Below are 26208 nucleotides of genomic sequence, written 5' to 3' on the forward strand. Positions count from 1 at the left end.
CGCGCTGCAGATCTACAACACGCTGACCCGCCGCAAGGAAGCCTTCACGCCCATCGAGCCGGGCCGGGTGCGCATGTACGTGTGCGGCATGACGGTCTACGACTACTGCCACCTGGGCCACGCCCGGGTGATGGTGGCCTTCGACGTCATCACCCGCTACCTGCGCTACCGGGGCTTCGATGTCACCTATGTGCGCAACGTCACCGACATCGACGACAAGATCCTGCGCCGCGCCGACGAGAACGGCGAGACCATCTCGTCGCTGACCGAGCGCATGATCGAGGCGATGCACGAGGACGAGGCGCGGCTTGGTGTTCTCCCCCCGGATAGCGAGCCGCGGGCGACCCGCCATATCGGCGATATCATCGCGATGATCGAGACCCTGATCACCAAGGGCTACGCCTACGCGGCAGACAACGGCGACGTCTACTACCGGGTGCGCCGCTTCGAGGGCTACGGCAAGCTCAATAACCGCGATCTCGACGAGATGCGCTCGGGAGCGCGGGTCGAGGTGGACGAGCACAAGGAGGATCCGCTCGACTTCGTGCTCTGGAAGGCGGCCAAGCCCGGCGAGGCGAGCTGGCCGTCGCCCTGGGGCGAGGGGCGCCCCGGCTGGCATATCGAGTGCTCGGCGATGTCCAAGTGCTGCCTGGGCGACACCTTCGACATCCACGGTGGCGGGCCGGACCTGACCTTCCCCCATCACGAGAACGAGATCGCCCAGTCCGAGGCGGCCAACGGCAAGCCCTTCGTCAACACCTGGATGCACGCCGGGGCGGTGCGGGTGAACCACGAGAAGATGTCCAAGTCGCTGGGCAACTTCTTCACCATCCGCGAGGTGCTCGAGCACCACGACCCGGAGGTGGTGCGCTACCTGCTGGTGGCCAGCCACTACCGCAGCGCGATCAACTATGCGCCGGAGTCCCTGGCCGACGCCCGCAAGTCCCTGGAGCGCTTCTACAATTCTTTGGAAGGGCTGGCCCTCGAAGGACAGACACTCGTGGGTAGCGAGTCGTCAGCAGGGGAGAGGGATCGCCAGTTCGACGCGCGCTTTACCTCCGCCATGGACGACGACTTCAATACCCCCGAGGCGCTCTCGGTGCTCTTCGACCTGGCCCGCGAACTCAACCGGGCGAAGAAGGAGTCTCCCGAGCAGGCGCCGGCCCTGGCGGTGGAGCTCAGGCGCCTGGGCGGCATCCTGGGGCTGCTGCAACAGGACCCGGCGACCTTCCTCAAGGGGGGCGCCAGCGACCTACCGCTCTCCGAGGAGGAGATCCAGGAAAGGATCGATGCCCGCGCTGCGGCCAAGAAGGCGAGGGACTTCGCCGCCGCCGATGCCATCCGCGATGAGCTCGCCGCCCTTGGGGTCATCCTCAAGGACTCCCGGGAGGGCACCACCTGGGTCGTCGAGAAGCCCGAAGGCTGAGCGGCAAGCGAGAAGCGTGGCGCTCAGCGATGTTGGACGCCCTGCCCTGCGAGGGAGCAGGGCGTCCGGCGCTTCGGTGCTTCTTGGTTGTGTGCCATGCTGCTCAATAATTTCCGTGCCCTTGCTAATCTGTGCGCTATACTGCGCAAATAATGTGTTGAATGGCCATTATTGAGTAGTATTGTTCACAGGTGGAATCATGAGGCTGACGCTACAAATTCACTTCGGCCGGGTCTGGCACGATGCCGCCGAGATTTCCTTGCAAGACCCGGAGCGAGGCGTACATGGCCCGTCTCGCCTGCGTTATGCAACCGACTATGCCGTCGAGTGGATGTTCCACGACGAGCGGCATGCAGCCAGCCTGGTGCTGCCTGTGGAGCTGATGCTGACTCACGAGTCCCCGCGCTGGTTCGGTTTTCTGGAGGACATCATGCCGGCGGGAGCCAGCCGCCGCTTCTGGGTGGACTTTCTCGGTATCCATCACCTTTCGATCGGGCGCCAGGACGCGGAGCTTCTGGCCCGCGGGACTATCGCGCCGGTCGGTAACCTGCGCATCAAGGAGGCGGTGCCCGACAACAGCCTCAGGGATAGCCTGGGAGAGCGACGCTTTCCGGTGAAAAGCGTGGTGGAGCGAGATATCGACTTTCTGGAGTATGCCCAGCAGATGGGAGCAGCCAGCGGGGGGGCGACCGGGGCCGGTGGCGAGGCCCCCAAGCTGCTGCTCAGGCTCGCCGAAGATGAGCAGGTCTGGATCGATACCTGGCAGGAAGAGGTTCACCGCCCGGATCAGCCGATGCTGGTCAAGTTTCCCCGCGGCCGGCGTACCGACGATGACTGCGATATTCTTCGTGCCGAATATCACTACTACCAGGAACTGGCGTTGCTGGGAATCGATACCGTCGAGACAGGGGCCATGAGACTGATGGAGGGAGAGCGTTATCCCTCGCTTTGGCTGCCGCGGTTCGATATGCACCATCACGACGGCGTCTGGATTCGCTACGGCCTGGAGTCCGTCTATTCACTGATGGGGGCGGCGCCTGGCTCCTTCCTTCGCCACGGTGAGACGCTTCGCCAGTTAGTGGGCCTGCTGCAGGCGCAGTATCGTGTCCGTGAGCTCGGCGAACCCTTCGAAGCGTCGGCTTTCGTCATCGAATGGGTGCGGCGCGATCTGCTCAACATCGCGTTTGGCAACTCCGACAACCACGGTCGCAATACGGCGCTGCTGAAGCGCCCCGAGGGAATATGGCTCTCACCGGTCTACGATTTCGCCCCGATGCGAGCCGATCCTGAGGGAGTGACACGAACCACCCAGTGGGGCCCGCCGCTCGAGGCCGGGGGCGAATACGACTGGTACGCCATTGCGGAATCCCTGTCGGACCTCGTGGACCCCGATCAGTTGATGGAGGCGCTGCGGCGGCTGGCCGTCGACCTCAATGGGCTGGATGAACGCCTGGCCGGGCGAGGCGTTCCCACTCGCATTCTGGATATGCCGTCCGTAGGCTTGCGCACGCTGGGTACCCGACTCAAGCGCTGGGGGCTGCTATGAAATCTCGCAATGTCGATGACCGAGAAGGGGCGCTGGTGGTGGTGCTGAGGCGTTTCTATGCGGGTGAGCTTACCGATGGCCAGCTTCTGAGGACCCTGCGTCGTGATGTGCTGGGGCTCTCCCAGACCCGCTACGCGGCGCTGGTCGGCATCAGTCGGCGTACCTTGTCGGATCTGGAGGGTGACAAGGGCAACGTCACCCTGGAGATGAAGAACCGCGTCTTCCGGCCCCTGGGGCTGGAGGTCAGTCTGCTGCCGCGCAAGCGTTCCCTGCTGGCGCAGGCCCTGGACTCCACTGAGTAAACGAAAGCTGGATTGGGCTCATCCTACCTTTCTCGCTGGCCGCACCGCCTTCTTCCGCGATGACTCGGCGGTGCTGGCCGAGGCCGCCGGCGCTGTCCGCCGAGACGTCAGCGATTCGGAGCGGGCGGCAGGGGGATCTGTCGCGGCCAGTCGTCGGCGACCACGAACAGCCGCCGCCACCCCATGGCCTCCTGCCACACCGCCAGCTGAAGGGGGGGCGCGGTAGCCTGGAAATGCTGGGCCAGCTGGGACTCTAGCTCGCTCAGTGGCAGCAGGTGCTCCCGGCGAGGCAGGGCGAGCCAGTGGGGTTTGCGCAGCCAGGCCCCCCGAGTGCCTGGCGGCAGGCCGTCGCGGTAGTCCCGCCATGCCCCCCAGAACAGCCAGGTGCCTCGCAGGTGTGCCGGGTTCGCTTCCCGGGGCGGCGGCAGCGGCCGATGCCAGGGCGTGAAGAGCACCCCCGGCATGGCCAGCTGCCGCCGGATCGCCAGGGGACGATCAATTTCCATGGCCCGCGGGGCCAGCAGCGCTCGGATGACCTCGCGGGCCTCGGGGGTCTCGGTCAGGCGGAGCTGGCGATGGTGGAGGTGCTCGCGCTTGCCGGCCAGGCTGTCCGCACCGCCGGGGCCGATCCAGCGCGCCTGGGAGGTGTCGTCGCCGGGCCCTTCGGCCAGACCGAGGTAGAACTTGATCGCCACCTCCAGGTGGATGGGCTCGGGCGAGCCGACCCGCCGGTAGAGCAGGTCGAGCTCGCCGAGGGTCTGCTTGCCGCGGAGGATGCGCAGGTTGTGGGCCAGCAGCTCGGTGCCGGGGGCGGCCGCCAGCAGGAACTGCCAGAGCCGCTCGTGATAGAGCCCCATGCGGCCCGTCAGGGTCTCGCCCACGCAGGCTTCCAGCGCCTCGGGGCTGGCTTCCAGGTCGTCCAGCCAGGCGGCTAGGTGGGCGTCGTCGGCAAGCCCCAGCGTCTCTCGGCCGGGCCGCCCCGGCCAGGGCATGGTGAGCAGGTCGGGCACCAGCAGCAGCCACGCCAGGTCGCGGACCAGCGGATGGTGGCAGCGGTCGAGCAGGGGCGGCAGGGCGGGTGGCATGGGGCGGGCGTCCTGTGCGTTGGCGGCGGGGTCTGCAACGACTCCTTCGAATCCTTATACTCAGGGTACATTCCTGATCCTTTGGGTGGTATTCCGCCATGCGTATCCCCTTTGCTCGCCTGACCGTGGTCGCTGCCGTCTCCGTGCTGGGCCTCTCCTCCGTCCAGGCCGATGACCCGGTGGTGGTCTCCTCCAAGATCGACACCGAGGGTTCGGTGCTTGGCCAGCTGATCCTCCAGCGCCTCGAGGCCGGCGGCATCGAGGTGCAGGACCGTCTGCAACTGGGCGGCACCAGCATCGTGCGCGAGGCCCTGCTGACCGGCGAGATCGACCTCTATCCGGAGTACACCGGCAACGGCGCCTTCTTCTTCGACATGACCGACAGCGACGTCTGGCACGATGCCGAGGCGGCCTTCGAGACGGTCCGTGAGAGGGACGCCGAGAACGACCTGGCATGGCTGACGCCGGCCTCGGCCAACAACACCTGGGCGATGAGCGTACGCGGCGACCTGGCCCGAGAGCACGGCCTGGCGACTCTCGAGGACCTGGCGAGCTATCTGGACGCTGGCGGCGAGTTCAAGTTCGCGGCCAGCGCCGAGTTCGTGGAGTCCGAGCAGGCGCTGCCGGCCTTCCAGGAGGCCTATGGGTTTACGCTCGGCGATGACCAGCTGCTGGTGCTCTCCGGCGGCAACACCGCCTCTACCATGCGCGCCGCGGCCCAGCAGACCAGCGGCGTCAACGCCGCCATGACCTACGGTACCGACGGCGGCCTCAACGCGCTGGACCTGGTCGTCCTGGAGGACACCCTGGGGGTGCAGCCGGTCTACCAGCCGGCACCGGTGGTGCGCGCCGAGGTGCTCGAGGCCTATCCCGAGATCGAGTCGCTGCTGACGCCGCTGTTCCAGGCGCTGGATCTGGAGACCCTTCAGCGACTCAATGGCGACGTGGCCGTCAACGGGCTTGACCCTCGCCAGGTCGCGGCGGACTTCCTCGACGGCCTGGACGACTGAGGCCGCCGTGCGCAGGGAAGCGCCACTCCCCAACCGCGTGCTGACCGCGCTGATGCTGGCCGCCGCCATGGCCTGGCTGGCGCTGCCGTCGGTGAGCGTCGCCCCCAACCGCATCGTGCCCGGCACCCCGCTCCATGCCCACGAGATCGTTGGCTGGGCCGGGGCCCTGGCGGGCTGTCTGCCGTGGCTGGCCATGGTGGTCCTGGCCTGGCGACCCACGCCCAGCCGGTACCGCGTTGCGCTGGGACTTGCCGTGCTGCTGCTGGCGGCCCTGCCGGCCTGGCTGGCGGTTGCGGCTGGCCTGAGGATCGATCCGGCCACGCCGCAGGCGCGTCTCGGAATCGGCGCCGCGGTGTGGCTGCTGCTGTTCCTGCTCGGCCTGGTGCTGATCGAGCTGCGCGGGCGTCTGGCCTTGCCGCGGCTTGCCGTCTGGCTGCTGCTGGCGCCGGTGGCGCTGGCCTGGTGGCTGGCGTCGTCACATGGCCTCGAGTCGCTGGCGCTGGTGCAGGAGTATCGGGGGCGCAGCGACCAGTTCACCTCGGCGGTGATCCAGCACCTGCGTCTGGTGGCCGGCGCCGTCGGGGCCAGCCTGGTGCTGGGCGCGGGCCTGGCCATGGCCATGCGCCGGCATGCCGGCCTCGAACGGCTCGGTTTCGCGGTGCTCAACTTCCTCCAGACCATTCCCAGCCTGGCGCTGTTCGGCCTGCTGCTGGCCCCGCTCGCCTGGCTGGCCGCCAACGTGGCCTGGCTCAATGCCCTGGGCGTGAGGGGGATCGGCTGGGCACCGGCCTTCCTGGCCCTGCTCGGCTACAGCCTGCTGCCCATGGTCCGCAACACCTTCGTGGCGCTGGAGGGCGTGTCGCCGCAGGTGCTGGAGTCGGCCCGGGGCATGGGCATGAGCCGCACCCAGGTATTCCTGCAGGTGCGCCTGCCGCTGGCGCTGCCGGTGGTGATCGAAGGCGTGCGCATCACCACGGTCCAGGCGATCGGCCTGACCGCGGTGGCCGCACTGATCGGCGCCGGCGGACTCGGGACCTTCATCTTCCAGGGGCTCGGCCAGGCCGCCATGGATCTGGTGCTGCTGGGCGCCTTGCCGATCCTGGCCATGGCGCTGGTCGCCGATGGTCTGCTCGGCGCCCTGGCTCGGCGGCTGGATCCCCGGCAGTCGCCATCAGTGGAGCAGGGAGCCACGTCATGATCGAACTCATCGAGGTCACCAAGCGATTCGGCAGCGAGACCGCTGTTGATCGACTCTCGCTGCGGGTGGAGAAAGGCGAGCTCTGCGCCCTGGTGGGGACCTCCGGCTGCGGCAAGTCCACCACCCTGCGCATGATCAACCGCCTGATCGAGCACAGCGAGGGCGAGATACATCTGGAGGGGCGCCAGGTCCGGGAATTCGACGAACAGACGCTGCGGCGCCGCATCGGCTATGTGATCCAGAGCACCGGTCTGTTTCCCCACTGGACGGTGGCGCGCAACATCGGCCTGGTGCCGCGGCTGCTAAAGTGGCCAGCGCCCCGCATCCGAGAGCGGGTTGAGGAGCTGATGGCGTTGCTGGGGCTGCCGGTGGAGAGCTTCGCCGACAAGTACCCACACCAGCTCTCCGGCGGCCAGGCCCAGCGGGTCGGGGTCGCCCGGGCGCTGGCCGCCGACCCGGATATCCTGCTGATGGATGAGCCCTTCGGCGCGCTGGACCCGATCACCCGCGAGTCGCTCCAGGCCGAGCTGCGTGACCTGCAGTCACGGCTGCACAAGACCATCGTGTTCGTCACCCACGACATGGACGAGGCCCTCGGCCTGGCCGACCGGCTGGTGGTGATGAAGGCCGGGCGCATCGTCCAGCAGGGCTCACCCCTGGAGCTCCTGCGCGACCCGGCCGACGACTTTGTGGCCTCGATGCTGGGCGGGGACGACCGCGGCCTCAAGGAGGCCGCCCTGACCCGCGTCAGCGAGCGCATGCTGCCGCTGTCGCCCCGGCTGATCGCCCGTGCCCGAGTGCCTCGGGAGGCGACCCTGCACCAGGCGCTGGCGGTGATGTTTCGCGAGCACGCCGACCGCCTGACGGTAGTGGATGAGGACGACATGCCGGTAGGCGAGCTCTCGCTGCGTCGCCTGGTGGGAGCCCGCCGGGATGAGTGAGTCGACCTTCCCGCGCCGCCGCGCCTCGGCATGGACTCTGTGGCGAGCACCGCTTATCTGGTGTGGCCTGCTGCTGGCGCTGACCTTCGGCATGGCGGCACTGGAGCCGCTGTTCCGGGCGGTCGAGCCGGGCAGCCGCCAGGTGATCTATCCCCATGCCGACTTCCTGACCCTGCTGGGGCGTCACCTGCTGGTGGTGGGCGTGGCCGCGCTGCTGGCGGTGGTTATCGGCGTGGGGGCCGCGGTGCTGGTCACCCGGCCGGCGGGCCGCGACTTCCTGCCGCTGGTGGCCCAGGCCGCATCCATGGGGCAGACCTTCCCGCCGGTGGCCGTGCTGGCGTTGGCGGTGCCGGTGCTGGGATTCGGCACCTGGCCGATCATCGTGGCGCTGTTGCTCTATGGGCTGCTGCCCATCGTGCGCAACACCCTGGCCGGCCTGCAGGGCATCGACCCGTCGGTGCTGGAGGCGGCGCGCGGCATGGGCATGGGCGGTGTCCCGCAGCTGCTGCAGGTCGAGCTCCCCCTGGCAGCGCCGGTGATCCTGGCGGGCATTCGCACCTCGGTGACGATCAATATCGCCACCGCCGCCCTGGGGGCCACGGTGGGGGCCAGCAACCTCGGCGCGCCGATCATCTCGGGGATCGTCAACGGCAATACCGCCTATGTCCTCCAGGGCGCCGTGCTGATCGGCCTGCTGGCGCTCACCGTCGACAGCGTCTTCGAGCGCTGCCAGCGGCTGGTTCGCCGAGGTCAGGATTGAAGATCGTCCCTCCACCTGATCGGTACTGGTGTTAAGGGCAGGCGACCACCTTATTGGACCAGGGCGTTCAGCCGGTCGGGGAAGTCGGTGAAGATGCCGTCGACGCCCCAGTCGAGCAGCATTCGCATATCTTCTGTCTCGTTGATGGTATAGACGTGCACCAGCAGGTCGTTGGCCTGGGCCTGCTCGACGAAGGCGGCATCGATCACCTGCCGTTCATCGTCATAGGTCAGGTTGGTGCCGATTCCCAAGGCATACTCGCGGATCGCCTGGAAGTCTGCATCGTCGATCTCGCTCGGCCCCGGCGTCACTCCGGTCCACTCCACCAGGCGCTCGTCGCCGTTGTCTTCCGGGTAGTACCAGACCAGTTGGATCAGCGGCACGTCGTCATTCAGCGCCTGTATCTCGAGCAGGCTCGGCTGGCTGAACGATTGGATCACGGCCGCGCCGGCCTGGATCAGGCCGTGGGCCTCCAGTTCATCGACCAGCGCTTCCTCGATGCCGGGATAGAGTTCCGGTGACTTGGTCTCGAGGTAGTAGCGAGTGTCGGTCCCGAAGTGCTCGATGATCTCGCCGAGGGTCAAGATCTGCACCTCGGAAAAGGCGTCGTCGGCATGCTCTTGGGAGGAGGCGTTGAACCAGCTACCGGCATCCAGCGCCTTGAGCTCCTCTAGGGTAAAGTCCTTGAGCTCACCCTCGCCGTCAGTAGTGCGGTCAATCGTCTCGTCGTGAAATGCCACCAACTCGCCGTCGGCGGTCATCTGAATATCCAGCTCCAGATAGTCCGCCTCCATCTCGTGCGCGAGCTTCAGCGCCGGCAGCGTCTGCTCTGGCGCATGGCCGCTGGCACCGCGGTGGGCGATCACCTGAAGGTTCTGCAGATCATCAAACTGCTGCTGAAGAGCATCTGCCTGGGCAGAGAGCGGCAGTAGCAGGGCACCACCGCCAAGAAATGCGAGGGGAATGCTCACGCGCCGGAAGCAGCACAGGTCGAAGTGCATACCATCTCCTTTATTGAATGTTCAATCAATAACGATACGGGCGTGAGGGTTTGGGTGCAAGATCGGGGTAATGCCTGGTCAGCTGGGTAGTGCAAGCGAAGGCTGGATGGGTGCGCGGTGTGAGGGGGGAGGTCGGAGAGGTGAATTATCGATGGCCGGCCCACCTGCGAGCTCGCCTGATTATTGGTCAACGCGCAGGGTGGTCGATGGCCGACAGATAGGAGGGCACGCTTCAGGAGGTCAATCCGCAGAGAGCAGGGACTCGATCGCGCCACGCATCGCTCGCGACTCCGGTTGAACCCGAGACCCGAAATGCGCGACCACCTGCCCCGACGCGTCCACCAGATACTTCGTGAAGTTCCAGCGCGGCGCCTCGCTCTGCCGTGCCAGCTCGGCAAACAGCGGATGGGCGTCGGCGCCGGTTACCTGGATGGGAGCGAACATATCGAAGGTAACGCCGAAGTTGATGAAGCACACCTCTGCCGCCCCCTCCTCGTCGATCTCCTGATTGAAGTCGTTGGAAGAAAACCCCGCGACTCTCAACCCCTGTCCGGCGTAGCGCTGGTGCAGGGCCTCGAGCCCTTCGAACTGGCCAGTGAAGCCACAGCGGCTGGCGGTATTGACCAGCAGCAGCGGGGAGCCGCCAAGGGTCTCCTTCAGATTGACGACCTCGCTTGAATGCAGGCGACGCAGGTCGTGATTGAGCAGCGTATCCCCATCGGCCTGGATCGGGCCGGCGATGAGGGCGGCGGCGATTGCGACAACGGGCAGGGTGAGCTTCCACATGGTGATCGAATTCCCGAAATGGCGGACCCCAGGGTCGGAACAGGATTGACCACGGCCCCCGCCAGAGGTTCTCGACAGAGAAATCGACCAGGTATTTCGCTTCTGATGGCAAGAAGGGTGCACGGATCTGCATTTTACGTTAACGTCACCTTGGGTTGCGTTGACCCGCCAGGGGCAATCCTTCTGGCAAAGGGCGATACAAGCGACAACACTGCCCTCAAAAGGGGTAGAGGATCCTGAGATGACAACGACACAAGATATCCATGCGCCGGATTTCCTGGCCGGCGACGAGTTCTCGATACCCACCTTCCGCCTGCTTCGGCAGGACGGCACCCTGTTCGAGGGGGCCGAGGCGCCGACGCTCGAGCGCGACCAGGCGCTGAAGATCTACCGCACGATGATCGCCACCCGGGTGCTCGACGAGCGGATGATGGCCGCCCAGCGACAGGGTCGGCTCTCCTTCTACATGCAGTGCACGGGGGAGGAGGCCGCGGTGATCGGGGCGGCGGCCGCGCTCGACGATGCCGACATGATCATGTCCCAGTACCGTGAGCAGGGCGCGCTGGTCTACCGCGGGTTCAGCTACGACGAGTTCATGAACCAGCTGTTCGGCAACGAGCTCGACTACGGCAAGGGGCGGCAGATGCCGATCCACTATGGGTCGCGCAAGCTCCACTACATGACCATCTCCTCCCCGCTGGCCACCCAGATTCCCCAGGCGGCCGGCTACGCCTATGGTCAGAAGATGGCCGGCGATGGCCACTGCACCCTGTGCTTCTTCGGCGAGGGCGCCGCCTCCGAGGGCGACTTCCACGCCGCGCTCAACATGGCGGCGGTGCACGAGGTGCCGGTGATCTTCTTCTGCCGCAACAACGGCTATGCGATCTCCACCCCCTCCATCGAGCAGTTCGCCGCCGACGGGGTGGCGCCGCGGGCCTTCGGTTATCGCATGCACGTGATCCGGGTGGATGGCAACGACATTCTGGCGGTGCTCTCGGCGACCCGCGAGGCGCGCCGTATCGCCGTGGAGGAGAACCAGCCGGTGCTGATCGAGGCGATGACCTATCGCCTTGCCGCCCACTCCTCCTCGGACGACCCCTCCGGCTATCGCTCGAAGAAGGAGGAGGAGGCCTGGCGTGAGAAGGATCCCATCCTGCGCATGCAGCACTGGCTGGTGGCACAGGGCTGGTGGAACGACGACGAGGAGAAGTCGCTCCAGGAGTCGCTGCGCCGCGAGGTGCTCGAGACCATGAAGCGTGCCGAGAAGCGTCCCCCACCCCCGTTGGACAGCCTGGTGACGGATGTCTACGCCGATGTGACCCCGGCCCTGCAGCGTCAGCTCGACCGGCTGAAGACCCATATCCGCAAGTACCCGGAGGCCTACCCCAGGGGGGCGCGTTCGCTGGACCCGGACGTGAGCGCCCATGACGATGCCGCCAACGAGGGAGGGGCCTGACATGCCGACCATGAACATGCTGCAGGCGATCAACAACGCCCTGGACATCGCCATGGCGGAGGACGAGAAGGTCATCTGCTTCGGCGAGGACGTGGGCTTCTTCGGCGGCGTCTTCCGGGCCACCAGCCACCTGCAGGAGAAGTACGGCCGGGCGCGCTGCTTCAACACGCCGCTGGTCGAGCAGGGCATCATCGGCTTCGCCAACGGCCTGGCGGCCCAGGGCTCGGTGCCGGTGGCGGAGATCCAGTTCGCCGACTACATCTTTCCGGCCTTCGACCAGATCGTCAACGAGACGGCCAAGTACCGCTACCGTTCCGGCGACCTGTTCAACGTCGGCGGCCTGACCATCCGGGCCCCGTACGGCGGGGGGATCTCCGGGGGGCACTATCACTCCCAGTCGCCCGAGGCCTACTTCGCGCACACCCCAGGCCTCAAGATCGTGGTGCCGCGCAACCCCTACCAGGCCAAGGGCCTGCTGCTCTCGGCGATCCGTGACCCCGACCCGGTGCTGTTCTTCGAGCCCAAGCGCCTCTATCGCGCCTCCACCGGCGAGGTGCCCGAGGAGGACTACCAGCTGCCCATCGGCGAGGCGGAGGTGATCCGCGAGGGGACCGACATCACCGTGCTCGGCTGGGGCGCGCAGATGGAGGTGATCGAGCGGGCCGTGGAGCTGGCCGAGAAGGAGGGCATCTCCTGCGAGGTGATCGACCTGCGCTCGATCCTGCCCTGGGACGAGGACACCGTGGCCGAGTCGGTGCTCAAGACCGGCCGTCTGGTGATCACCCACGAGGCGCCGCTGACTGGCGGCTTCGCCGGCGAGATCGCCGCCACCATCCAGGAACGCTGCTTCCTCTACCTGGAATCGCCCATCGCTCGGGTGACCGGCCTGGATACGCCTTTCCCGCTGACGCTGGAGAAGGAGTACCTGCCGGACCACCTCAAGATCTTCGAAGCGATCAAGGCCAGCGTGGCCTTCTGATGCCAGCTAGCGCGTCGGAAGCGAGCCAGGACAGACAGGAGTGAGCAAGATGAGCGATTTCATGCTGCCCGATATCGGCGAAGGTATCGTGGAGTGCGAGGTGGTGGAGTGGCGCGTGGCCGAGGGCGACGTGATCGAGGAGGACCAGCCGGTGGTCGAGGTGATGACCGACAAGGCGCTGGTCGAGATCACCGCGCCCGAGGCGGGCCGGGTGACCCGGCTCTACGTGGAGAAGGGCGAGATCGCCAAGGTTCATGCCCCGCTGTTTGCCTACGAGGCCGAGGGGGAGGAGACCGCGAGCCCGGCCGCCGAGCCGCCCGCATCCTCGGCGCGAACGTCGGCGACGCCCGAGCCGTCCGCCGGGCCCAGAGGCGGAGACACCCCCGGAGGCGGGTCGGACAAGGACTTTATTCTCCCGGATATCGGCGAGGGTATCGTCGAGTGCGAGGTGGTGGAGTGGCGCGTCGCCGAGGGCGAGATGATCGAGGAGGACCAGCCGGTGGTCGATGTCATGACCGATAAGGCGCTGGTCGAGATCACCGCCCCCGAGGCTGGGATGGTGAGCCGGCTGCACGTGGCCCAGGGCGAGATTGCCCGGGTGCATGCGCCGCTCTATGCCTATCGGCCGGAAGGCGAGGCCGAGGCCGCCGAGGAGGCGCCCCGCCCGCGGCAGGAGGCCAGTGCGTCACCCGCCGAGGCCCGGCGAGCGGCGCCCACGGCGGCCCCGCGACCGGTCAGTGATGGCGGGGAGCCGGGGCGCGGCCCCTATGGCCGCATTCCCGCGGCACCGGCGGTCCGCCGGCTGCTGCGCGAGCACGGCCTGGCGCTGGACGAGGTGGCCGGTTCCGGCAAGCAGGGGCGGGTGCTCAAGGAGGACGTGCTGCGTCACCTGGAACACGGGGATGAGGCGGCCTCGTCGGCTGCGTGGACCGAAACCGCGTCGCAGTCGCCCACGCCCCAGCCGGCCGAGCAGGAGGTCCGCGTGGAGCCGCTGCGTGGCGTGAGGGCGGTCATGGCGAAGCGCATGGTCGAGTCGGCCACCACCATTCCGCACTTCCAGTACGGCGAGGAGATCGACGTCACCGAGCTGCTGGCGCTGCGCGAGCGCCTGAAACCGCTGGCGGCGGCGGAGGAGACCCGGCTCACCCTGATGCCCTTCTTCATGAAGGCCATGGCGCTGGCGGTGCGCGAGGCGCCGATCCTCAACGCGCGGCTCAACGACGCGGCCAGCGAGATCCACTACCTTCCTTCGGTCAACGTGGGCATGGCGGTGGACAGTCGAGCCGGACTGCTGGTGCCGAACGTCAAGGGCGTGGAGCGGCTGAGCCTGCTCGGCGTGGCGGCCGAGGTCCAGCGTCTCACCGAGTCCGCCCGTGCCGGCAAGGTGAGCCAGGAAGACCTCAGGGGCGGGACCATCAGCATCTCCAATATCGGTGCCATGGGCGGCACCTATGCCGCACCGATCATCAATGCCCCGGAGGTGGCGATCGTGGCCATCGGCAAGACCCAATGGCTGCCGCGTTTCGATGCCGAGGACCGGGTGGTCAAGCGAGCGATCATGACCGTCACCTGGGCCGGCGACCACCGGATCATCGACGGGGGCACCATCGCCCGCTTCTGCAACGCCTGGAAGGGCTATCTGGAAGCGCCGGAGACCATGCTGCTCCATCTGGCGTAACACCATGACCCAGGCGCCCCTGCAGCAGTTCTACATTCCGGAGGAGCAGTCGGTTTATCTGCTCAGCCACGACGATGCCCGCAAGCTCAAGGCGTGGGTGTCGCTGTGCCAGGCCCAGCTGGAGCAGCTGGGCTACCGGGAGATCGAGCTGATCGGCAAGGGCGCCTACGGCTTCGTGTTCGCCGGGCTGACCGCTCTGGGCGACCAGTACGTCTTCAAGTTCACCCGGGTCAACCTGCCCCAGCACCTCCAGGATCGCCTCGAGGAGGAGGCCTTCATGCTGGAGCAGGTCGAGCATCCCCGGGTGCCCCGGCTGATCGCCTACCAGCGGGTGCGCAACCAGTCGATCCTCGTCATGCAGCGGGCCCCGGGCCTCAACCTGGAGGAGGTGTCGCTGCGCGAGGGTCGCCTGTCGCCGCGCCTGGTGGTGCACATCGCCGACCAACTGGCCGATATCCTGCGCGCGCTGCGCCGGGAGTCCGGCCCGGCGGGGCGGCCCATCGTGCATGGCGACATCAAGCCCTCCAACCTGGTCTTCGATGGCAAGACCGAGAACATCGCGCTGATCGACTGGGGCTCCTCGGTGTTCGCCCAGCTCGATGCCAACCAGCAGTTCGTGGCGGCCAATGTCATGGAGCTGATGTCAGACAACCTGCAGCAGACAAACGCCCGCCTGGGCGATGTCTACTTCATCGGCGAGGAGCAGCTCAACGGCGCGCTCTCCTCTCCGCGCTTCGACGAGCAGGGCGCCGCCGGCACCCTCTATGCGCTGGCCTCGGCGCAGTCCTGCCGCTTCGGCCATCGGGCGATTCCCGCGACCTCCCTGGGCCTGCCGGTGGAGTTCGCGCGCATGCTCGACGGCATGCTGGACCCTGACCCGCGGCTGCGCCTGAAGGCCGGCGACTACTTCATCCGCGAGATGCCTCGGCTGGCTCGGCTGGTGATGATCGACCTGCCCGAGCCACCGGCCCATGCGCTGGTGCCGGTGTGGGTGCGACCGGCCGAGCGGGAGATCGATACCGTGGTCTACAGCTCCCGCAAGGCCTTCCTGCGCGAGGAGGGTGCCGCCGAGACCCTCAACGACGTCAACGACGTGCAGCTCGACCGTTACTACAAGAACTTCATGCAGGGCATGGGCGAGACCGAGAAGGCCTTCCTGGCCTCGGTCAGCCGCCTCGGCCGCTACCCGGTGGTGGGCGGCCTGGCGGTGCGCTGGGAGGCCGACGGGGTCTACATCGATACCTCGCTGAACCTGCACGACGCTTCGCGGCGGCCGGCCTTCATCGCTGCGGTCAACAACATGGTGCACCTGGCCCGGGCCATCTACCGGCAGGGCATCTTCAAGAGCTGCCTGTTCAACGCCCGCGACACCCTGCATCTCGAGCGTGACAGCCAGGAGCAGCCGTTCGTGATCGAGCCGGGCATGCGCCTGGCCTACGAGGTCAGTGCGGTGCCGGAGCTGGAGGATCGCAGCCGGCTGCACAGCTACTTCGAGGATGGGCCCGACCCGGAGGAGTTCCTGGTGCTGCCGGAGGCGATCATCACCTCGCTGGAGGCGCTCAACGAGATCCACCATACCGGCATGATCATCTTCGAGGCGCTGCCCGAGCATCTAAAGATCCACTCCTACTATCGGCTGCTCGATCCCTTGCGGGAGGCGGAGTTCCGGCGCCGGCTTGAGGATATCCTCGATGCGGTCGGGCTGATCGAGGGGCTCGGGGTCTCCGGGTTCATGAAGATGCCCTACAAGGACACTCGCTTCTTTCCCCACGTGGAGCGTCAGCCGGAGCGCTTCTATCCCCGCAACCCGCGGCACGCTGTCGAACAGGAAGGATGATTGCTCGAGCCCGTCCAGCCTCTCCGGGTGACGACCTTGTCAGATGAGCCGAAAATCCGCACTATACGACTCAATGAGTGAGCCGAATATCGCGGGAATCGCCTCGCCGCCTCGTCTCTCTGGAGCCTGGACATGCCTCATCACGCCGTGACCTGGATCTGGCAACACCCCGACTGGCCTGATTTCAGCTGGCAGGTGGCCGATGTACAGCCTCGACTACAACGTTGCTGGCGCAATCTTGGCATCCTGCTGGGGCGGTCAGGGGCCCTTACGCCCGCGGGTGATCTGGAGACAGAGACCAGAGCGGCACTGGATACGCTATTGCAGAATATTGTCACCTCCTCCGCGATCGAGGGAGAGCGTCTCAATGTGGCATGCGTTCGCTCATCGCTTGCTCGGCGACTGGGGGTCGACGTGGCGAACGGCCAGCCCTCGCCTCGCGCCGAAGGTCTGGCGGAGTTGATGCTGGATGCGATCCTCAATCCCGACTCGGGGCTGGATGCCGAGAGGCTGTTTCAGTGGCATCGCTGGCTATTTTCTGATGCCGAGACCTCACTGACGACACTGCGTCCCGGCCAGTGGCGAGGGATGGAGCCGATGCAGGTGGTGTCGGGTCGGATCGATCGTCCCAGGGTGCATTTCGAGGCGCCGCCTCGAGCTGGCCTGGAGAGCGAGATCGAACAGTTTCTCGCGTGGTTCGAATCCAGCCGTCATGACGCCGCCCTGGACCCCCTCGTTCGGGCAGGCCTGGCTCATTTCTGGTTTGTGACCCTGCACCCCTTTGAAGATGGCAATGGACGTATCGCTCGGGCCATTGCGGATCTTGCCTTGGCGCAGGCCGATCAGCAGAGCATTCGCCTCTATGCCATGTCGGCGGCCATCCTTGAGCGACGGGCCGATTACTATCGCTGCCTGGAGGAAAGCCAGCGGGGTACGACAGACCTCACTACCTGGCTGGCCTGGTTTCTGGATACCCTGGAGGCCACGCTGTTGAGCGTTCTGGCTCAAGTCGAGCGGACCCTGTGCAAGGCCCGCTTCTGGCAGCGCTTCGGAATGGCAGAACTGCTCCCGGAGCAGATCAAGGTGTTGAACCGACTGCTGGATGGAGGCGAGAAGGGGTTCGAGCACGGGATCAGTTCATCGCAGTACCAGAAGGTGGCCAAGGTCAGCAAGGCGACGGCGACACGTCACCTTGCCGGGCTTGTCGAGAAGGGCTGTCTGGAGAGGTTGCCTGGAGGAGGGCGGAGCACACGCTATCAGGTACCGGAGCGCTTCTATCGGCGGGACCTGTTCGCGGCGCTTGCCGTGGCGGACGCGAGTGCCAGGGGGCGGGCCGATTAGCAAAAATGCGAAGCCTCGCCCGCTAGGGCGGGGAGCAGTCACCGGTTCATGGCCTGGGGCAGGTAGAGCGCGATCTCGGGGAAGAGGTGCATCAGGGCAATGGCCACCAGCATCAGCAGGAAGAAGGGCAGGGTGGCCCGGGTGATGGTCAGGATGTCCTTGCCGGTGAGGCCCTGGATCACGAACAGATTGAAGCCCACCGGCGGGGTGATCTGCGACATCTCCACCACGATCACCAGGTAGATCCCGAACCAGATCAGGTCGAAGCCCGCGGCGCTGATCACCGGCATGATGATGGCGGTGACCAGGAGGATCAGCGAGATCCCATCGAGGAAGCAGCCCATCACTAGCAGCAGCAGGGTCAGCGCCACCAGCAGCATCGTTGGCGAGAGCCCCATCTCACCGATGGCACGGGCGAGCTGCATGGGCACCTGGGTGAATCCCATCGCCGAGGTCAGGAACGACGCCCCGGCGATGATGAAGGCGATCATGCAGGCCGTGCGGATGGCCGCGAACAGCGATTCCTGGAAGACGGCCTTGCCGAAGTGCCCGTTCCAGCGGGCAATCAGCATCGACAGCACGACACCCACTGCGGCCGCCTCGGTGGGCGAGGCCAGCCCGCCGTAGATGCTGAAGATGATCCCGCCGATCAGCGCCAGGATGGGCAGCAGCGACCAGGTCTGGCGCAGCTTCTGCGCCAGCGGCAGTGACGACTCGTCCTGGCCGGTCAGTCCCTTGCGGTTGCCCTTGAGAAGTGCCCAGGCGATCAGGTAGGCCATGAACAGCGAGAGGATCAGCAGCCCGGGCCCGACGCCGGCCATGAACAGGCGGGAGATCGACTGCTCGGTGACCACGCCGTAGACGATCAGCACGATCGAGGGCGGGATCAGCAGGCCCAGGGTGGAGGCGCTGGCCAGGGTGCCGATGGCCATCTGCGGATCGTAGCCGCGCCGCTCCAGTTCCGGCAGCGTCATCTTGCCGACCGTCGCACAGGTCGCCGCCGACGAGCCGCAGACCGCCGCAAACATGCCGCTGCCGATGATGTTGGTGTGCAGCAGGCGTCCTGGCAGGCGGTTCAGCCAGGGCGACAGGCCGCGGAACATGTTGTCGGCCAGCCCCGAGCGGAACAGGATCTCGCCCATCCAGATAAACATCGGCAGCGCAGTCAGGTCCCAGCCGTAGCTCGCTCCCCAGAAGTCCGAGGCGAGGATGGGGCCGGGCGAGAAGGTACTGAAGAAGGCCAGGGCGACCCAGGCGGTGCCGATCAGGGCGAAGGCGATCCAGACGCCGCTGCCGAGCAGGATCGCCAGGGTAAGGATGCTGGCCAGGCTGAGGATCAGCAAGGTGGTGTCTCCCTCTCGGCAGGTGTCATGGCAGGTCGCTGTCGTCGCCGTCGGTGAGTTCGCGGAAGCGATCCGGCTCCCTGGCCGCGATGCGCAGCGTCAGCACCAGGGCCTCGGCCAGCGCCAGGCAGAGCAGCCCCACGCCGGTCGCCAGGACGGTCTGTGGGATCCACAGCGGGATCGACAGGAAGCCGGAGGAGACGTCCCGGAACTCCAGGCTCTCGCGGGCAAGCTCGATGAGCCCATGTCCCAGCAGCAGGCTCAGGGCGAGTGCCACGATCAGGCAGGCCACCTCGAACCAGACCCGGATACGCGAGGGCAGCCGCGAGATCAGCAGGGTGACGCGGATGTGGGCATGGTGCACGAAGGTATAGGCCAGCCCCAGGAAGGTGGCGCCGACCAGCAGGTAGGCGGCGATCTCCGACACGCCGGTGATACTCAGGCCGAGGCGTGGTATGCCGACCAGGTGCAGCAGGGCATCGACGACCCGGAAGGTCACCTGGAGCGCCACCAGGGCGCAGATCGTGACCATGCAGGTCGCCGCTCCCCAGGCACCCATGCGGTAGAGCAGCGCAAACTTGAAGGTCATGGCGGTGATTCCCGATGGCTGGCCGGCGCGGCGGCGTGGCACCGCGCCGGCCGGCGGTCAATCCTCGAGACCGGCGCGGTAGGTCTCGAGGAGCTCCAGGGCCTGCTCGCTGGCACGAGCCTGCCAGTCCTCGAACAGCTGGTCACCGGCGGCCTGCAGGGCGGCGGCGACCTCGTCGTTGGGGGTGGAGACGGTGACTCCGTTGTCCTGCAGGGCCTGCAGGCTGGTCTCGTTGTTGTCGCGGCTCATCTGCCAGCCGCGTGCCTCGGCGCGCTCGGCCGCCTCCAGCAGGGCCTCCTGGGTGGCCTCGTCGAGCCTGTCGAAGGAGCGCTGGTTGATGAAGACGATATTCTTGGGCAGCCACAGGTTGGCATCGGTGTAGTGGGAGATGTAGTCCCAGGCGGTCATGGCATTGCCGGTAGCGCTGGAGGTGATCATGGCATCCACCCGTCCGGTGCTGAAGGCGGTGGGGATGTCTGACTCCTCGGTCTCGGTGGGGTTGCCGCCGAGGTTCTGCACGAAGCGCTGGGTGTTGATGTTGGGGGCACGCACCCGAAGGCCTTCGAACTGCTCGGGGTCCTCCAGGGCGTCACGGGTATAGATGCCCTGGGCCGGCCATGCCACGGCATAGAGCGGCACCAGCCCCTCCTCGGCGAACAGGTCGGTGATCATCGGACGCGTGGCTTCCCACAGGGCCATGGCCTCCTCGTAGCTGCCCGCCACCCCCGGCAGGGTGTCGATCTCGAAGATCGGATCCTCGTTGGAGAGGATCGACAGGAAGACCTCTCCCGCATCGATGGTGCCACGCCGGACGGATGGCTTGATCTCGCCGTGGGCGACCAGCGAGCCCCCGCTGTGCACATTGATGCGCAGGGCGCCGTCGGTGGCCTCCGCCACATCCTCGGCAAACTGCTTGACGTTCTGGGTGTGGAAGCTGGCATCGCCGTAGGGGGTTGCCATGTTCCATTCTGCCGCCAGGGCGGTGCCGGAGACGGCGAGGCAGGAGAGGGTAACCAGCAGCGGCTTGAAAGGGCGTGGGGTCATCATGAGGACCTCCTGTGGAATGCGCGTTGAGTCATGCAGGTCATTCCGAAGCCTAGCAGCTCAGCTGCACGCGGTTGGCGGGCCGTTTGGACAATCCCTAAACGGTAGCCCGGCAGTCGAGGTGAAACGGGCCCTGCCGTCCCCCGGGCCAGCCGGGACACCTCGGGCCGCGAGGCTGTGATAGGATTATCCCATGATCAAGGGCGGTTAACCGATGGTGGCGTCTATCATTCGACTTGACCGCCCCTTTCGCCGACGCCACTGAGAGTGCCCCATGAACATCAGGACGCTGGAAACCTTTGTGTGGATTGCTCGGCTGGGCAGCTTCCGGGCGGCTGCCCGGCGGCTCTATGCCTCCCAGCCCTCGGTGTCGGCGAGGATTTCCAGTCTCGAGGATGAGCTGCGCACCGAGCTGTTCGACAGGACAGGACGCAAGGCGGTGCTGACGGCCAAGGGGCGACAGCTGCTGGTCTACGCGGAGAAGATCCTGCAGCTTCACTCCGAACTGCTGGAGACGGTCGCAAGCCCCGATGCCATCCACGGCACGATCCGCCTGGGGGTCTCCGAGACCATCGCCTATACCTGGCTCCCGCGGCTGATCGAGAAGATCAGTGAGGCCTATCCGGCGGTCAATCTGGAGCTTGATGTCGATATCTCCCTCAATCTTGCCGACAAGCTGGTGAGTCGAGAGATCGATATCGCCTTTCTGATCGGCGAGGTCAGCCAGCCCGACATCATCAACCGACGCTTCTGCCGCTACCCACTGGTCTGGGTCGCCAGCCCCGGCATCGAGCTGCCCGCGGAGCCCATTGGCCTCGCGGACCTGGCCAGGATTCCCATCATCACCTATCCGCGGCGCAGCGAGCCCTATGCCAATATCCGCTCGCTGATCAATCCCATGAATCACCCCACCCAGATCCATTCGAGCTCCTCGCTTTCCACCATCATTCGCATGACCGTCGATGGCCTCGGCGTCAGTGCACTGCCTCGGGAGATCCTGCACCGGGAGCTGGCCTCAGGAGCCCTTCGCGAGTTTCGCGTCGAGGCCTCGCTGCCCGACCTGGTCTTCAACGTGGCCTACAGTTCGGCACCCGGGGCCACGGTGCTTCGCGCGGTGGCGGAACTGTCGCTGAGCACGGTGAGCGACGCGTCTCGGGAGAGTGAAGAGATCGTTTGATCAGCTTATTCGATCAAAGGTGATCCTGAATATCGATTTGATGCAATCAAATGTTCTGCCTTACCTTGAAGAGACCGCATGGAGAGGCAGAACAATGTCCCACAACACTTTCCCCCATGCCGATCACGATCCGAGAGCCGTGCGCCTCGCTGCTCGTGATGGCACCCTGGTCGGGCCCACCGCGGGCCTCGCCAAGGGCTTCGTCCAGGTCAACCTGGTGATCCTTCCCGAAGCCCAGGCCAACGGCTTCCTGCGTTTCTGCCAGTCCAACCCCAAACCCTGTCCGCTGCTGGCGGTCAGTGAGCCAGGCGAGCGAGGCTGTGCCGCCCTGGCCGATGATCTCGATATCGCCCGCGATGTGCCCGCCTACTGCCTCTATCGCGACGGGCGGCTCGACCGGACGGTCCATGATGTCTCCGACGTCTGGCGTGATGACCTGGTGACCTTCGCGCTGGGGTGCTCCTTCACCTTCGAGCACGCCCTGATCCAGGACGGCCTGCCGGTGCGCCATATCGACGAGGGGCGCAACGTGCCGATGTACCGGACCTCCGTGCCGCTGGTGCCCGCCGGTGGCTTCGGCGGGCACCTGGTCGTCTCGATGCGCCCCTATCGGGCCAGCGATGCCATCCGCGCCATCCAGATCACTACCCGTTTCCCCCAGACCCACGGTGCCCCGGTGCACCTTGGCGATCCTGCCCTGATCGGCATCACCGATCTCCACTCGCCGGATTACGGTGATGCGGTGTCGATGGGCGATGACGAGCTACCGGTGTTCTGGGCCTGCGGCGTGACCCCGCAGCAGGTCCTGATGGACGCCGGCATCGAGTTTGCCATCACCCACAGTCCGGGCCACATGCTGATCACCGATATCCCCGACAGCCGCGTGGCCCTGTTGTAGCCCCTTCTGGAAAAACAGAGGAACTCCCGATGATTACAAGAAAACGTCTCGTCGCTTCGGTCGCTGCCGGCATGCTGGTCAGCGCGTCCCAGGTCCCCGCACAGGAGCTCGATGAGACCAGTTTTGCCTACGTCGGCAGCTGGAGCAGCCTGTCGCTCTACCAGAACTTCGAGCGGCCGTTCTGGGAGCGTCACCTGCCGGAGGCCTCCGGCGGCCGGATCTCGACCGATGTCACGACCTTCGACCAGATGGGCCTCGGAGGCGGGGAGGTGTATCGCCTGATGGGACGTGATGTCATCGAGGTGACCTCCACGGTGGCAGACTACGCCGTCCAGGATGCACCGGAGCTGGAAGGCCTGGACATGCCCATGATCGCACCGGACGTCGAGACGGCGCGGAAGGTGTCCGACGCCTACCGGCCGGTGTTGGCCGATGCCTTCGCCAAGCGCTATCAGGATGCCCAGCTGCTGGCGGTGGTGCCTTATCCGTCGCAGATGGTCTTCTGCAATGCCGAGATCGATGGGCTCGCCGATCTGGCCGGCAAGAAGGTCCGGGCGAGCGGGCGCGCCACCGCCGAGTTCCTCGAGGCGCTGGGAGCCGAGGGCATCACGCTCAACTTCAGCGAGGTGCCGGGCGCCCTGCAGCGCGGCGTCATCGATTGCGCCGTGACCGGCTCGCTGTCCGGTTACAGTTCCGGCTGGTACGAGGTGTCCACCCACCTCTACCCGCTCCCCGTGGGTGGCTGGGATCATGTGGTGACCGCCATGAATGGCAAGAAGTGGGCCTCGCTCTCGCCGGACACCCAGGAGTGGTTGATGACCGAGATCCGGGAGAATTACGAGGAGCCGGTCTGGGAATCCGCGGTGGAGGAGACCCGCGAGGGGATTGCCTGCCTGACGGGGGAGGGCGAGTGCACCCGCGGCGACCCCGGCGACATGGTGCTGGTGGAAGCCACTGACCAGGACTTCGTTGAGGCGAGCCGCCACCTGGAGGAGACCATCCTGCCCAACTGGGCGAATCGTGTGGACCAGGAGTGGGTGGACCGCTGGAATGAGACCATCGGTAGCGTCACCGGGCTGACCGCCGCCAAGTAAGCTTCCGACCAACCCCTGGCGACCGGGCTGCATGGCAGCCCGGCCTCGCCCTGGAGAGTGACATGTTGCAAACGGTAAATACCGCTCTCGATCGGGTGCTGAACGGTGTGCAGGTGGGCTCGTTATGGATGGCGCGAGCCGGCGGGGTGCTGATCCTCATGACGGTGGTGCTGGTGACCGTCGAGGTGTTCTCGCGCCAGCTGATGGGACGCTCCGCCGTCCACGCCACCGAGCTGACCGGCTACGTCATGGCGATAAGCACCAGCTGGGCGTTTGCCTACACCCTGCTGCGCAAGGCGCATATCCGTATCGACGCGTTGTATCTCAACTTTCCCATGCGCATTCGAGGCGGCCTGGACCTGCTGGCGCTGTTGGCGATGGCGCTGTTCTGCGTGCTCGTGGTGGGGGCCGCCTTCGAGGTCGCCAAGGATTCGTTCACGGGGGGCGCCCGAGCCAATACGCCGCTGGGGACCCCGGTTTGGATCCCTCAGTTCCTGTGGGTGATGGGACTCGCCTGGTTCAGCCTGGCCGTCGGCCTGATGACACTTCGTGTGTTGCTGGGGCTGCTGGCGGGGGATGTCGAGGGCGTGCAGCGGCTCGCCGGCAGTCCGACACTCGACGAGCAGATCAGCGATGAAAACCACGAGGCTACCTCATGATCCTGATAACATTGCTGGTCCTGCTTGTCCTGCTGGTGTTGAGCATCCCGGTGGCCGCCACCCTGATCATGCTCGGCCTGTTCCTCGACGAGTTCTTTTCTCCCTTCCCGCTGTCCCGGGCCATGGGCGATGTCATCTGGTCGGCGTCGGACAGCTTCCTGCTGATCGCGATTCCGCTGTTCATACTCCTGGGGGAGATCCTGGTGCGTACCGGGATCGCCAAGGGTACCTATCGTGCTCTGGAAAGCTGGCTCTCCTGGCTGCCGGGTGGCCTGCTGCATGCCAACATCGGCACGGCGACGCTGTTCTCTGCGACCTCGGGGTCCAGCGTGGCGACCGCGGCGACCATTGGCACCGTGGCCCTTCCCCAGGGCAAGGAGATGAAGTACGACCCCAGGCTGTTCACCGGGTCGATCGCCGCCGGCGGTACCCTGGGTATCATGATTCCCCCTTCCATCAACCTGATCGTCTACGGCTTCCTGACCGAGACGTCGATCCCCAAGCTGTTCGCCGCCGGCCTGGTGCCAGGGCTCCTGCTGGCCCTGTTGTTCATGGCCGGGACCGCGTTGATCTGCATGTGGCGTCCGAGCCTCGGGGGGCCCAGCAGCTCTCATGCCTGGTCGGAACGTATTTCGGGCCTTAGGCATCTCCTGCCGGTACTGATCCTGTTCGGTGTCGTGGTCGGGTCGATCTACGCCGGGTGGGCGACCCCGACCGAAGCGGCCTCGCTCGGGGTGATCGGTGCGCTGCTCATCGCCCTGTTCATGGGCAAGCTCTCGCTGCGCATCATCGTCGAGGCACTGGACGGCACCATGCGGACCACGGGCATGATCATGCTGATCATCATCGCCTCGTACTTTCTCAATTTCGTACTGGCCTCTACCGGAGTCACCCGTGAGCTGACCGGTTTCCTTGAGGCCGCGGGCCTCGGGCCCTATGCCACGCTGATGCTGGTGATCGCGCTCTATATCGTGCTCGGGTTCTTCATCGAGACGCTGTCGCTGATGGTGATCACGATTCCGATCGTCGCGCCCATCATCATCGGGATGGGGTTCGACCCGGTGTGGTTTGGCATCCTGCTGATCCTGCTCATCGAGATGGCGCTGATCACGCCGCCGGTCGGGCTCAACCTCTACGTGGTCCAGGGGGTGCGCCAGGGGGGCTCGTTCAATGATGTGATGGTGGGCGCCATGCCCTATGTCGGCTTCATGTTCCTCATGGCCATCCTGTTGATCCTCTTCCCGTCGCTGGCCATGTTCCTGCCGAACATGCTGGGCTGAGGGAAACGCGATCCATCCGTTCCGGGGGTGTCACGGCGAGGCATGACGCGCCGAGTCACCCCGGGCCACCACGTCACACTCAATGACAGGAACCAGCGTATGACGATATTTGAACTGGCGGACAGCGGCGATTCCGTGGACGTCGAGGTGCAGGAACTGATCATTGCCGGCTGGGCCGGGCGCGAGCAGGCGGGGATCGACGAGCATATCGAGGAGCTCAAGGCGATCGGCGTCACCCCGCCCTCGACCACGCCGCTCTTCTATCGCGTCGCCGCCGACCAGCTGACCTCTGAAGACACCATCCAGGTGCTGGGCGAGGCCAGCAGCGGGGAGGTGGAAGTCGTCCTGATCGGCACCCCGGAGGGGACCCTGGTGGGCATCGGCTCCGACCATACCGACCGCGAGGCGGAGGCCTGGTCGGTGGCGCATTCCAAGCAGGTCTGTGCCAAGCCGGTGGGCCGACAGGTCTGGCGGCTCGAGGACGTCATCGACCACTGGGATGAGCTGACGATGGCCTCCTGGGCCACGATCGAGGGGGAAGAGGTGCTCTATCAGCAGGGCGGTGTGACCGGTCTGCTGCCCCCGGATGAATTGCTACGGCGCTTCGGACTCGAGGAGACGGGACTGGCCCCCGGCCAGGTCATGCTGTGCGGCACCCTGCCGGTGATCGGCGGTGTGCGGTCCGCCGAAGCCTTCCGCATGAGGCTCGAGGATCCGGTGCGTCGCCGTGCGCTTGATCACCGGTATCGAGTGGACGTGCTGCCGGTGGTGGCGTGAC

Annotated in this window: 24 protein-coding genes; 18 read left to right on the forward strand and 6 right to left on the reverse strand. The window is 66.2% G+C overall.

Annotated features, from left to right (window positions below):
• Positions 1-4: 4 nt before the first annotated feature.
• The 3 genes from cysS (at position 5) to NFC98_RS08670 (ending at position 3274) form a co-directional block, all read left to right on the forward strand.
• Positions 5-1426 carry a cysteine--tRNA ligase gene (cysS, locus tag NFC98_RS08660; RefSeq protein WP_254277812.1) on the forward strand — a complete coding sequence of 474 codons (1422 nt, stop codon included), beginning with the start codon at positions 5-7 and terminating at the stop codon, positions 1424-1426.
• A gap of 199 nt (positions 1427-1625) precedes the next feature.
• The gene (locus tag NFC98_RS08665; protein ID WP_254277677.1) at positions 1626-2972 is read left to right on the forward strand and encodes a type II toxin-antitoxin system HipA family toxin; all 1347 of its coding nucleotides are present in this window, start codon (positions 1626-1628) and stop codon (positions 2970-2972) included.
• A complete protein-coding gene (locus NFC98_RS08670) occupies positions 2969-3274 on the forward strand; it encodes a helix-turn-helix domain-containing protein (protein ID WP_254277678.1) in 306 nt (101 codons plus the stop codon). The genes NFC98_RS08665 and NFC98_RS08670 overlap by 4 nt, the downstream gene beginning before the upstream one ends.
• A 107-nt stretch (positions 3275-3381) precedes the next feature.
• On the opposite strand, the gene NFC98_RS08675 is transcribed toward NFC98_RS08670, so the two are convergent.
• Positions 3382-4359 carry a DUF1853 family protein gene (locus tag NFC98_RS08675; protein ID WP_254277679.1) on the reverse strand — a complete coding sequence of 326 codons (978 nt, stop codon included), beginning with the start codon at positions 4357-4359 and terminating at the stop codon, positions 3382-3384.
• A gap of 98 nt (positions 4360-4457) precedes the next feature.
• Here NFC98_RS08675 and NFC98_RS08680 point away from each other — a divergent pair, with 98 nt between their 5' ends.
• The 4 genes from NFC98_RS08680 to NFC98_RS08695 are packed head-to-tail and all read left to right on the forward strand — an operon-like array spanning position 4458 to position 8268.
• Complete coding sequence (locus tag NFC98_RS08680; protein WP_254277680.1) at positions 4458-5369, forward strand: ABC transporter substrate-binding protein; 912 nt, start codon at positions 4458-4460, stop codon at positions 5367-5369.
• A gap of 52 nt (positions 5370-5421) precedes the next feature.
• A complete protein-coding gene (locus NFC98_RS08685; RefSeq protein ID WP_254277813.1) occupies positions 5422-6567 on the forward strand; it encodes an ABC transporter permease in 1146 nt (381 codons plus the stop codon).
• Entirely contained in the window at positions 6564-7508 is a 945-nt protein-coding gene (locus tag NFC98_RS08690; protein WP_254277681.1) for an ABC transporter ATP-binding protein, read from the forward strand. The genes NFC98_RS08685 and NFC98_RS08690 overlap by 4 nt, the downstream gene beginning before the upstream one ends.
• Complete coding sequence (locus NFC98_RS08695; protein ID WP_254277682.1) at positions 7501-8268, forward strand: ABC transporter permease; 768 nt, start codon at positions 7501-7503, stop codon at positions 8266-8268. The genes NFC98_RS08690 and NFC98_RS08695 overlap by 8 nt, the downstream gene beginning before the upstream one ends.
• A 50-nt stretch (positions 8269-8318) precedes the next feature.
• Here the strand turns inward: NFC98_RS08695 and NFC98_RS08700 are convergent, their stop codons facing one another.
• Positions 8319-9269 carry a glycerophosphodiester phosphodiesterase gene (locus tag NFC98_RS08700; protein ID WP_254277683.1) on the reverse strand — a complete coding sequence of 317 codons (951 nt, stop codon included), beginning with the start codon at positions 9267-9269 and terminating at the stop codon, positions 8319-8321.
• A 240-nt stretch (positions 9270-9509) separates the two neighbouring features.
• Positions 9510-10055 carry a glutathione peroxidase gene (locus NFC98_RS08705; protein ID WP_254277684.1) on the reverse strand — a complete coding sequence of 182 codons (546 nt, stop codon included), beginning with the start codon at positions 10053-10055 and terminating at the stop codon, positions 9510-9512.
• 241 nt (positions 10056-10296) lie between these two features.
• Between NFC98_RS08705 and NFC98_RS08710 the strand changes: the two genes are divergently transcribed.
• From NFC98_RS08710 to NFC98_RS08730, 5 genes are all read left to right on the forward strand, one after another.
• Positions 10297-11511 (forward strand): thiamine pyrophosphate-dependent dehydrogenase E1 component subunit alpha, encoded by a 1215-nt coding sequence (locus NFC98_RS08710; protein ID WP_254277685.1) that lies wholly within the window; start codon positions 10297-10299, stop codon positions 11509-11511.
• Position 11512: 1 nt separating this feature from the next.
• A complete protein-coding gene (locus tag NFC98_RS08715) occupies positions 11513-12490 on the forward strand; it encodes an alpha-ketoacid dehydrogenase subunit beta (RefSeq protein WP_254277686.1) in 978 nt (325 codons plus the stop codon).
• A 49-nt stretch (positions 12491-12539) separates the two neighbouring features.
• Positions 12540-14168: a dihydrolipoyllysine-residue acetyltransferase gene (locus NFC98_RS08720; protein WP_254277687.1), complete on the forward strand. Its 1629-nt coding sequence runs from the start codon at positions 12540-12542 to the stop codon at positions 14166-14168.
• Positions 14169-14172: 4 nt separating this feature from the next.
• On the forward strand, positions 14173-16005 hold the full coding sequence (locus NFC98_RS08725; protein ID WP_254277688.1) for a protein kinase: 1833 nt from the start codon (positions 14173-14175) through the stop codon (positions 16003-16005).
• Between the two features lie 132 nt (positions 16006-16137).
• A complete protein-coding gene (locus NFC98_RS08730) occupies positions 16138-17346 on the forward strand; it encodes a Fic family protein (RefSeq protein WP_254277689.1) in 1209 nt (402 codons plus the stop codon).
• 38 nt (positions 17347-17384) lie between these two features.
• On the opposite strand, the gene NFC98_RS08735 is transcribed toward NFC98_RS08730, so the two are convergent.
• From NFC98_RS08735 to NFC98_RS08745, 3 genes are read right to left on the reverse strand one after another with little or no spacing between them, the layout of a single operon-like run.
• A complete protein-coding gene (locus NFC98_RS08735; RefSeq protein WP_254277690.1) occupies positions 17385-18689 on the reverse strand; it encodes a TRAP transporter large permease in 1305 nt (434 codons plus the stop codon).
• 25 nt (positions 18690-18714) lie between these two features.
• Positions 18715-19278 carry a TRAP transporter small permease gene (locus NFC98_RS08740; protein WP_254277691.1) on the reverse strand — a complete coding sequence of 188 codons (564 nt, stop codon included), beginning with the start codon at positions 19276-19278 and terminating at the stop codon, positions 18715-18717.
• Between the two features lie 57 nt (positions 19279-19335).
• Positions 19336-20322, reverse strand: a complete 987-nt coding sequence (locus NFC98_RS08745; RefSeq protein ID WP_254277814.1) for a TRAP transporter substrate-binding protein — start codon at positions 20320-20322, stop codon at positions 19336-19338.
• A 274-nt stretch (positions 20323-20596) separates the two neighbouring features.
• On the opposite strand from NFC98_RS08745, the gene NFC98_RS08750 reads away from it, so the two are divergent.
• The 6 genes from NFC98_RS08750 (at position 20597) to NFC98_RS08775 (ending at position 26207) form a co-directional block, all read left to right on the forward strand.
• Positions 20597-21499 (forward strand): LysR family transcriptional regulator, encoded by a 903-nt coding sequence (locus NFC98_RS08750; RefSeq protein ID WP_254277692.1) that lies wholly within the window; start codon positions 20597-20599, stop codon positions 21497-21499.
• Between the two features lie 94 nt (positions 21500-21593).
• Positions 21594-22397 (forward strand): putative hydro-lyase, encoded by an 804-nt coding sequence (locus NFC98_RS08755; RefSeq protein ID WP_254277693.1) that lies wholly within the window; start codon positions 21594-21596, stop codon positions 22395-22397.
• A gap of 29 nt (positions 22398-22426) precedes the next feature.
• Positions 22427-23491, forward strand: a complete 1065-nt coding sequence (locus tag NFC98_RS08760) for a TRAP transporter substrate-binding protein (RefSeq protein WP_254277694.1) — start codon at positions 22427-22429, stop codon at positions 23489-23491.
• A gap of 62 nt (positions 23492-23553) precedes the next feature.
• On the forward strand, positions 23554-24150 hold the full coding sequence (locus tag NFC98_RS08765; protein WP_254277695.1) for a TRAP transporter small permease subunit: 597 nt from the start codon (positions 23554-23556) through the stop codon (positions 24148-24150).
• Positions 24147-25430: a TRAP transporter large permease gene (locus NFC98_RS08770; protein ID WP_254277696.1), complete on the forward strand. Its 1284-nt coding sequence runs from the start codon at positions 24147-24149 to the stop codon at positions 25428-25430. Before NFC98_RS08765 ends, NFC98_RS08770 begins: the two co-directional genes overlap by 4 nt.
• A gap of 99 nt (positions 25431-25529) precedes the next feature.
• A complete protein-coding gene (locus tag NFC98_RS08775; RefSeq protein WP_254277697.1) occupies positions 25530-26207 on the forward strand; it encodes a DUF2848 domain-containing protein in 678 nt (225 codons plus the stop codon).
• Position 26208: the final 1 nt, after the last annotated feature.

The sequence above is a fragment of the Halomonas sp. 3H genome, from assembly GCF_024206005.1.
GTDB lineage: Bacteria > Pseudomonadota > Gammaproteobacteria > Pseudomonadales > Halomonadaceae > Halomonas > Halomonas campaniensis.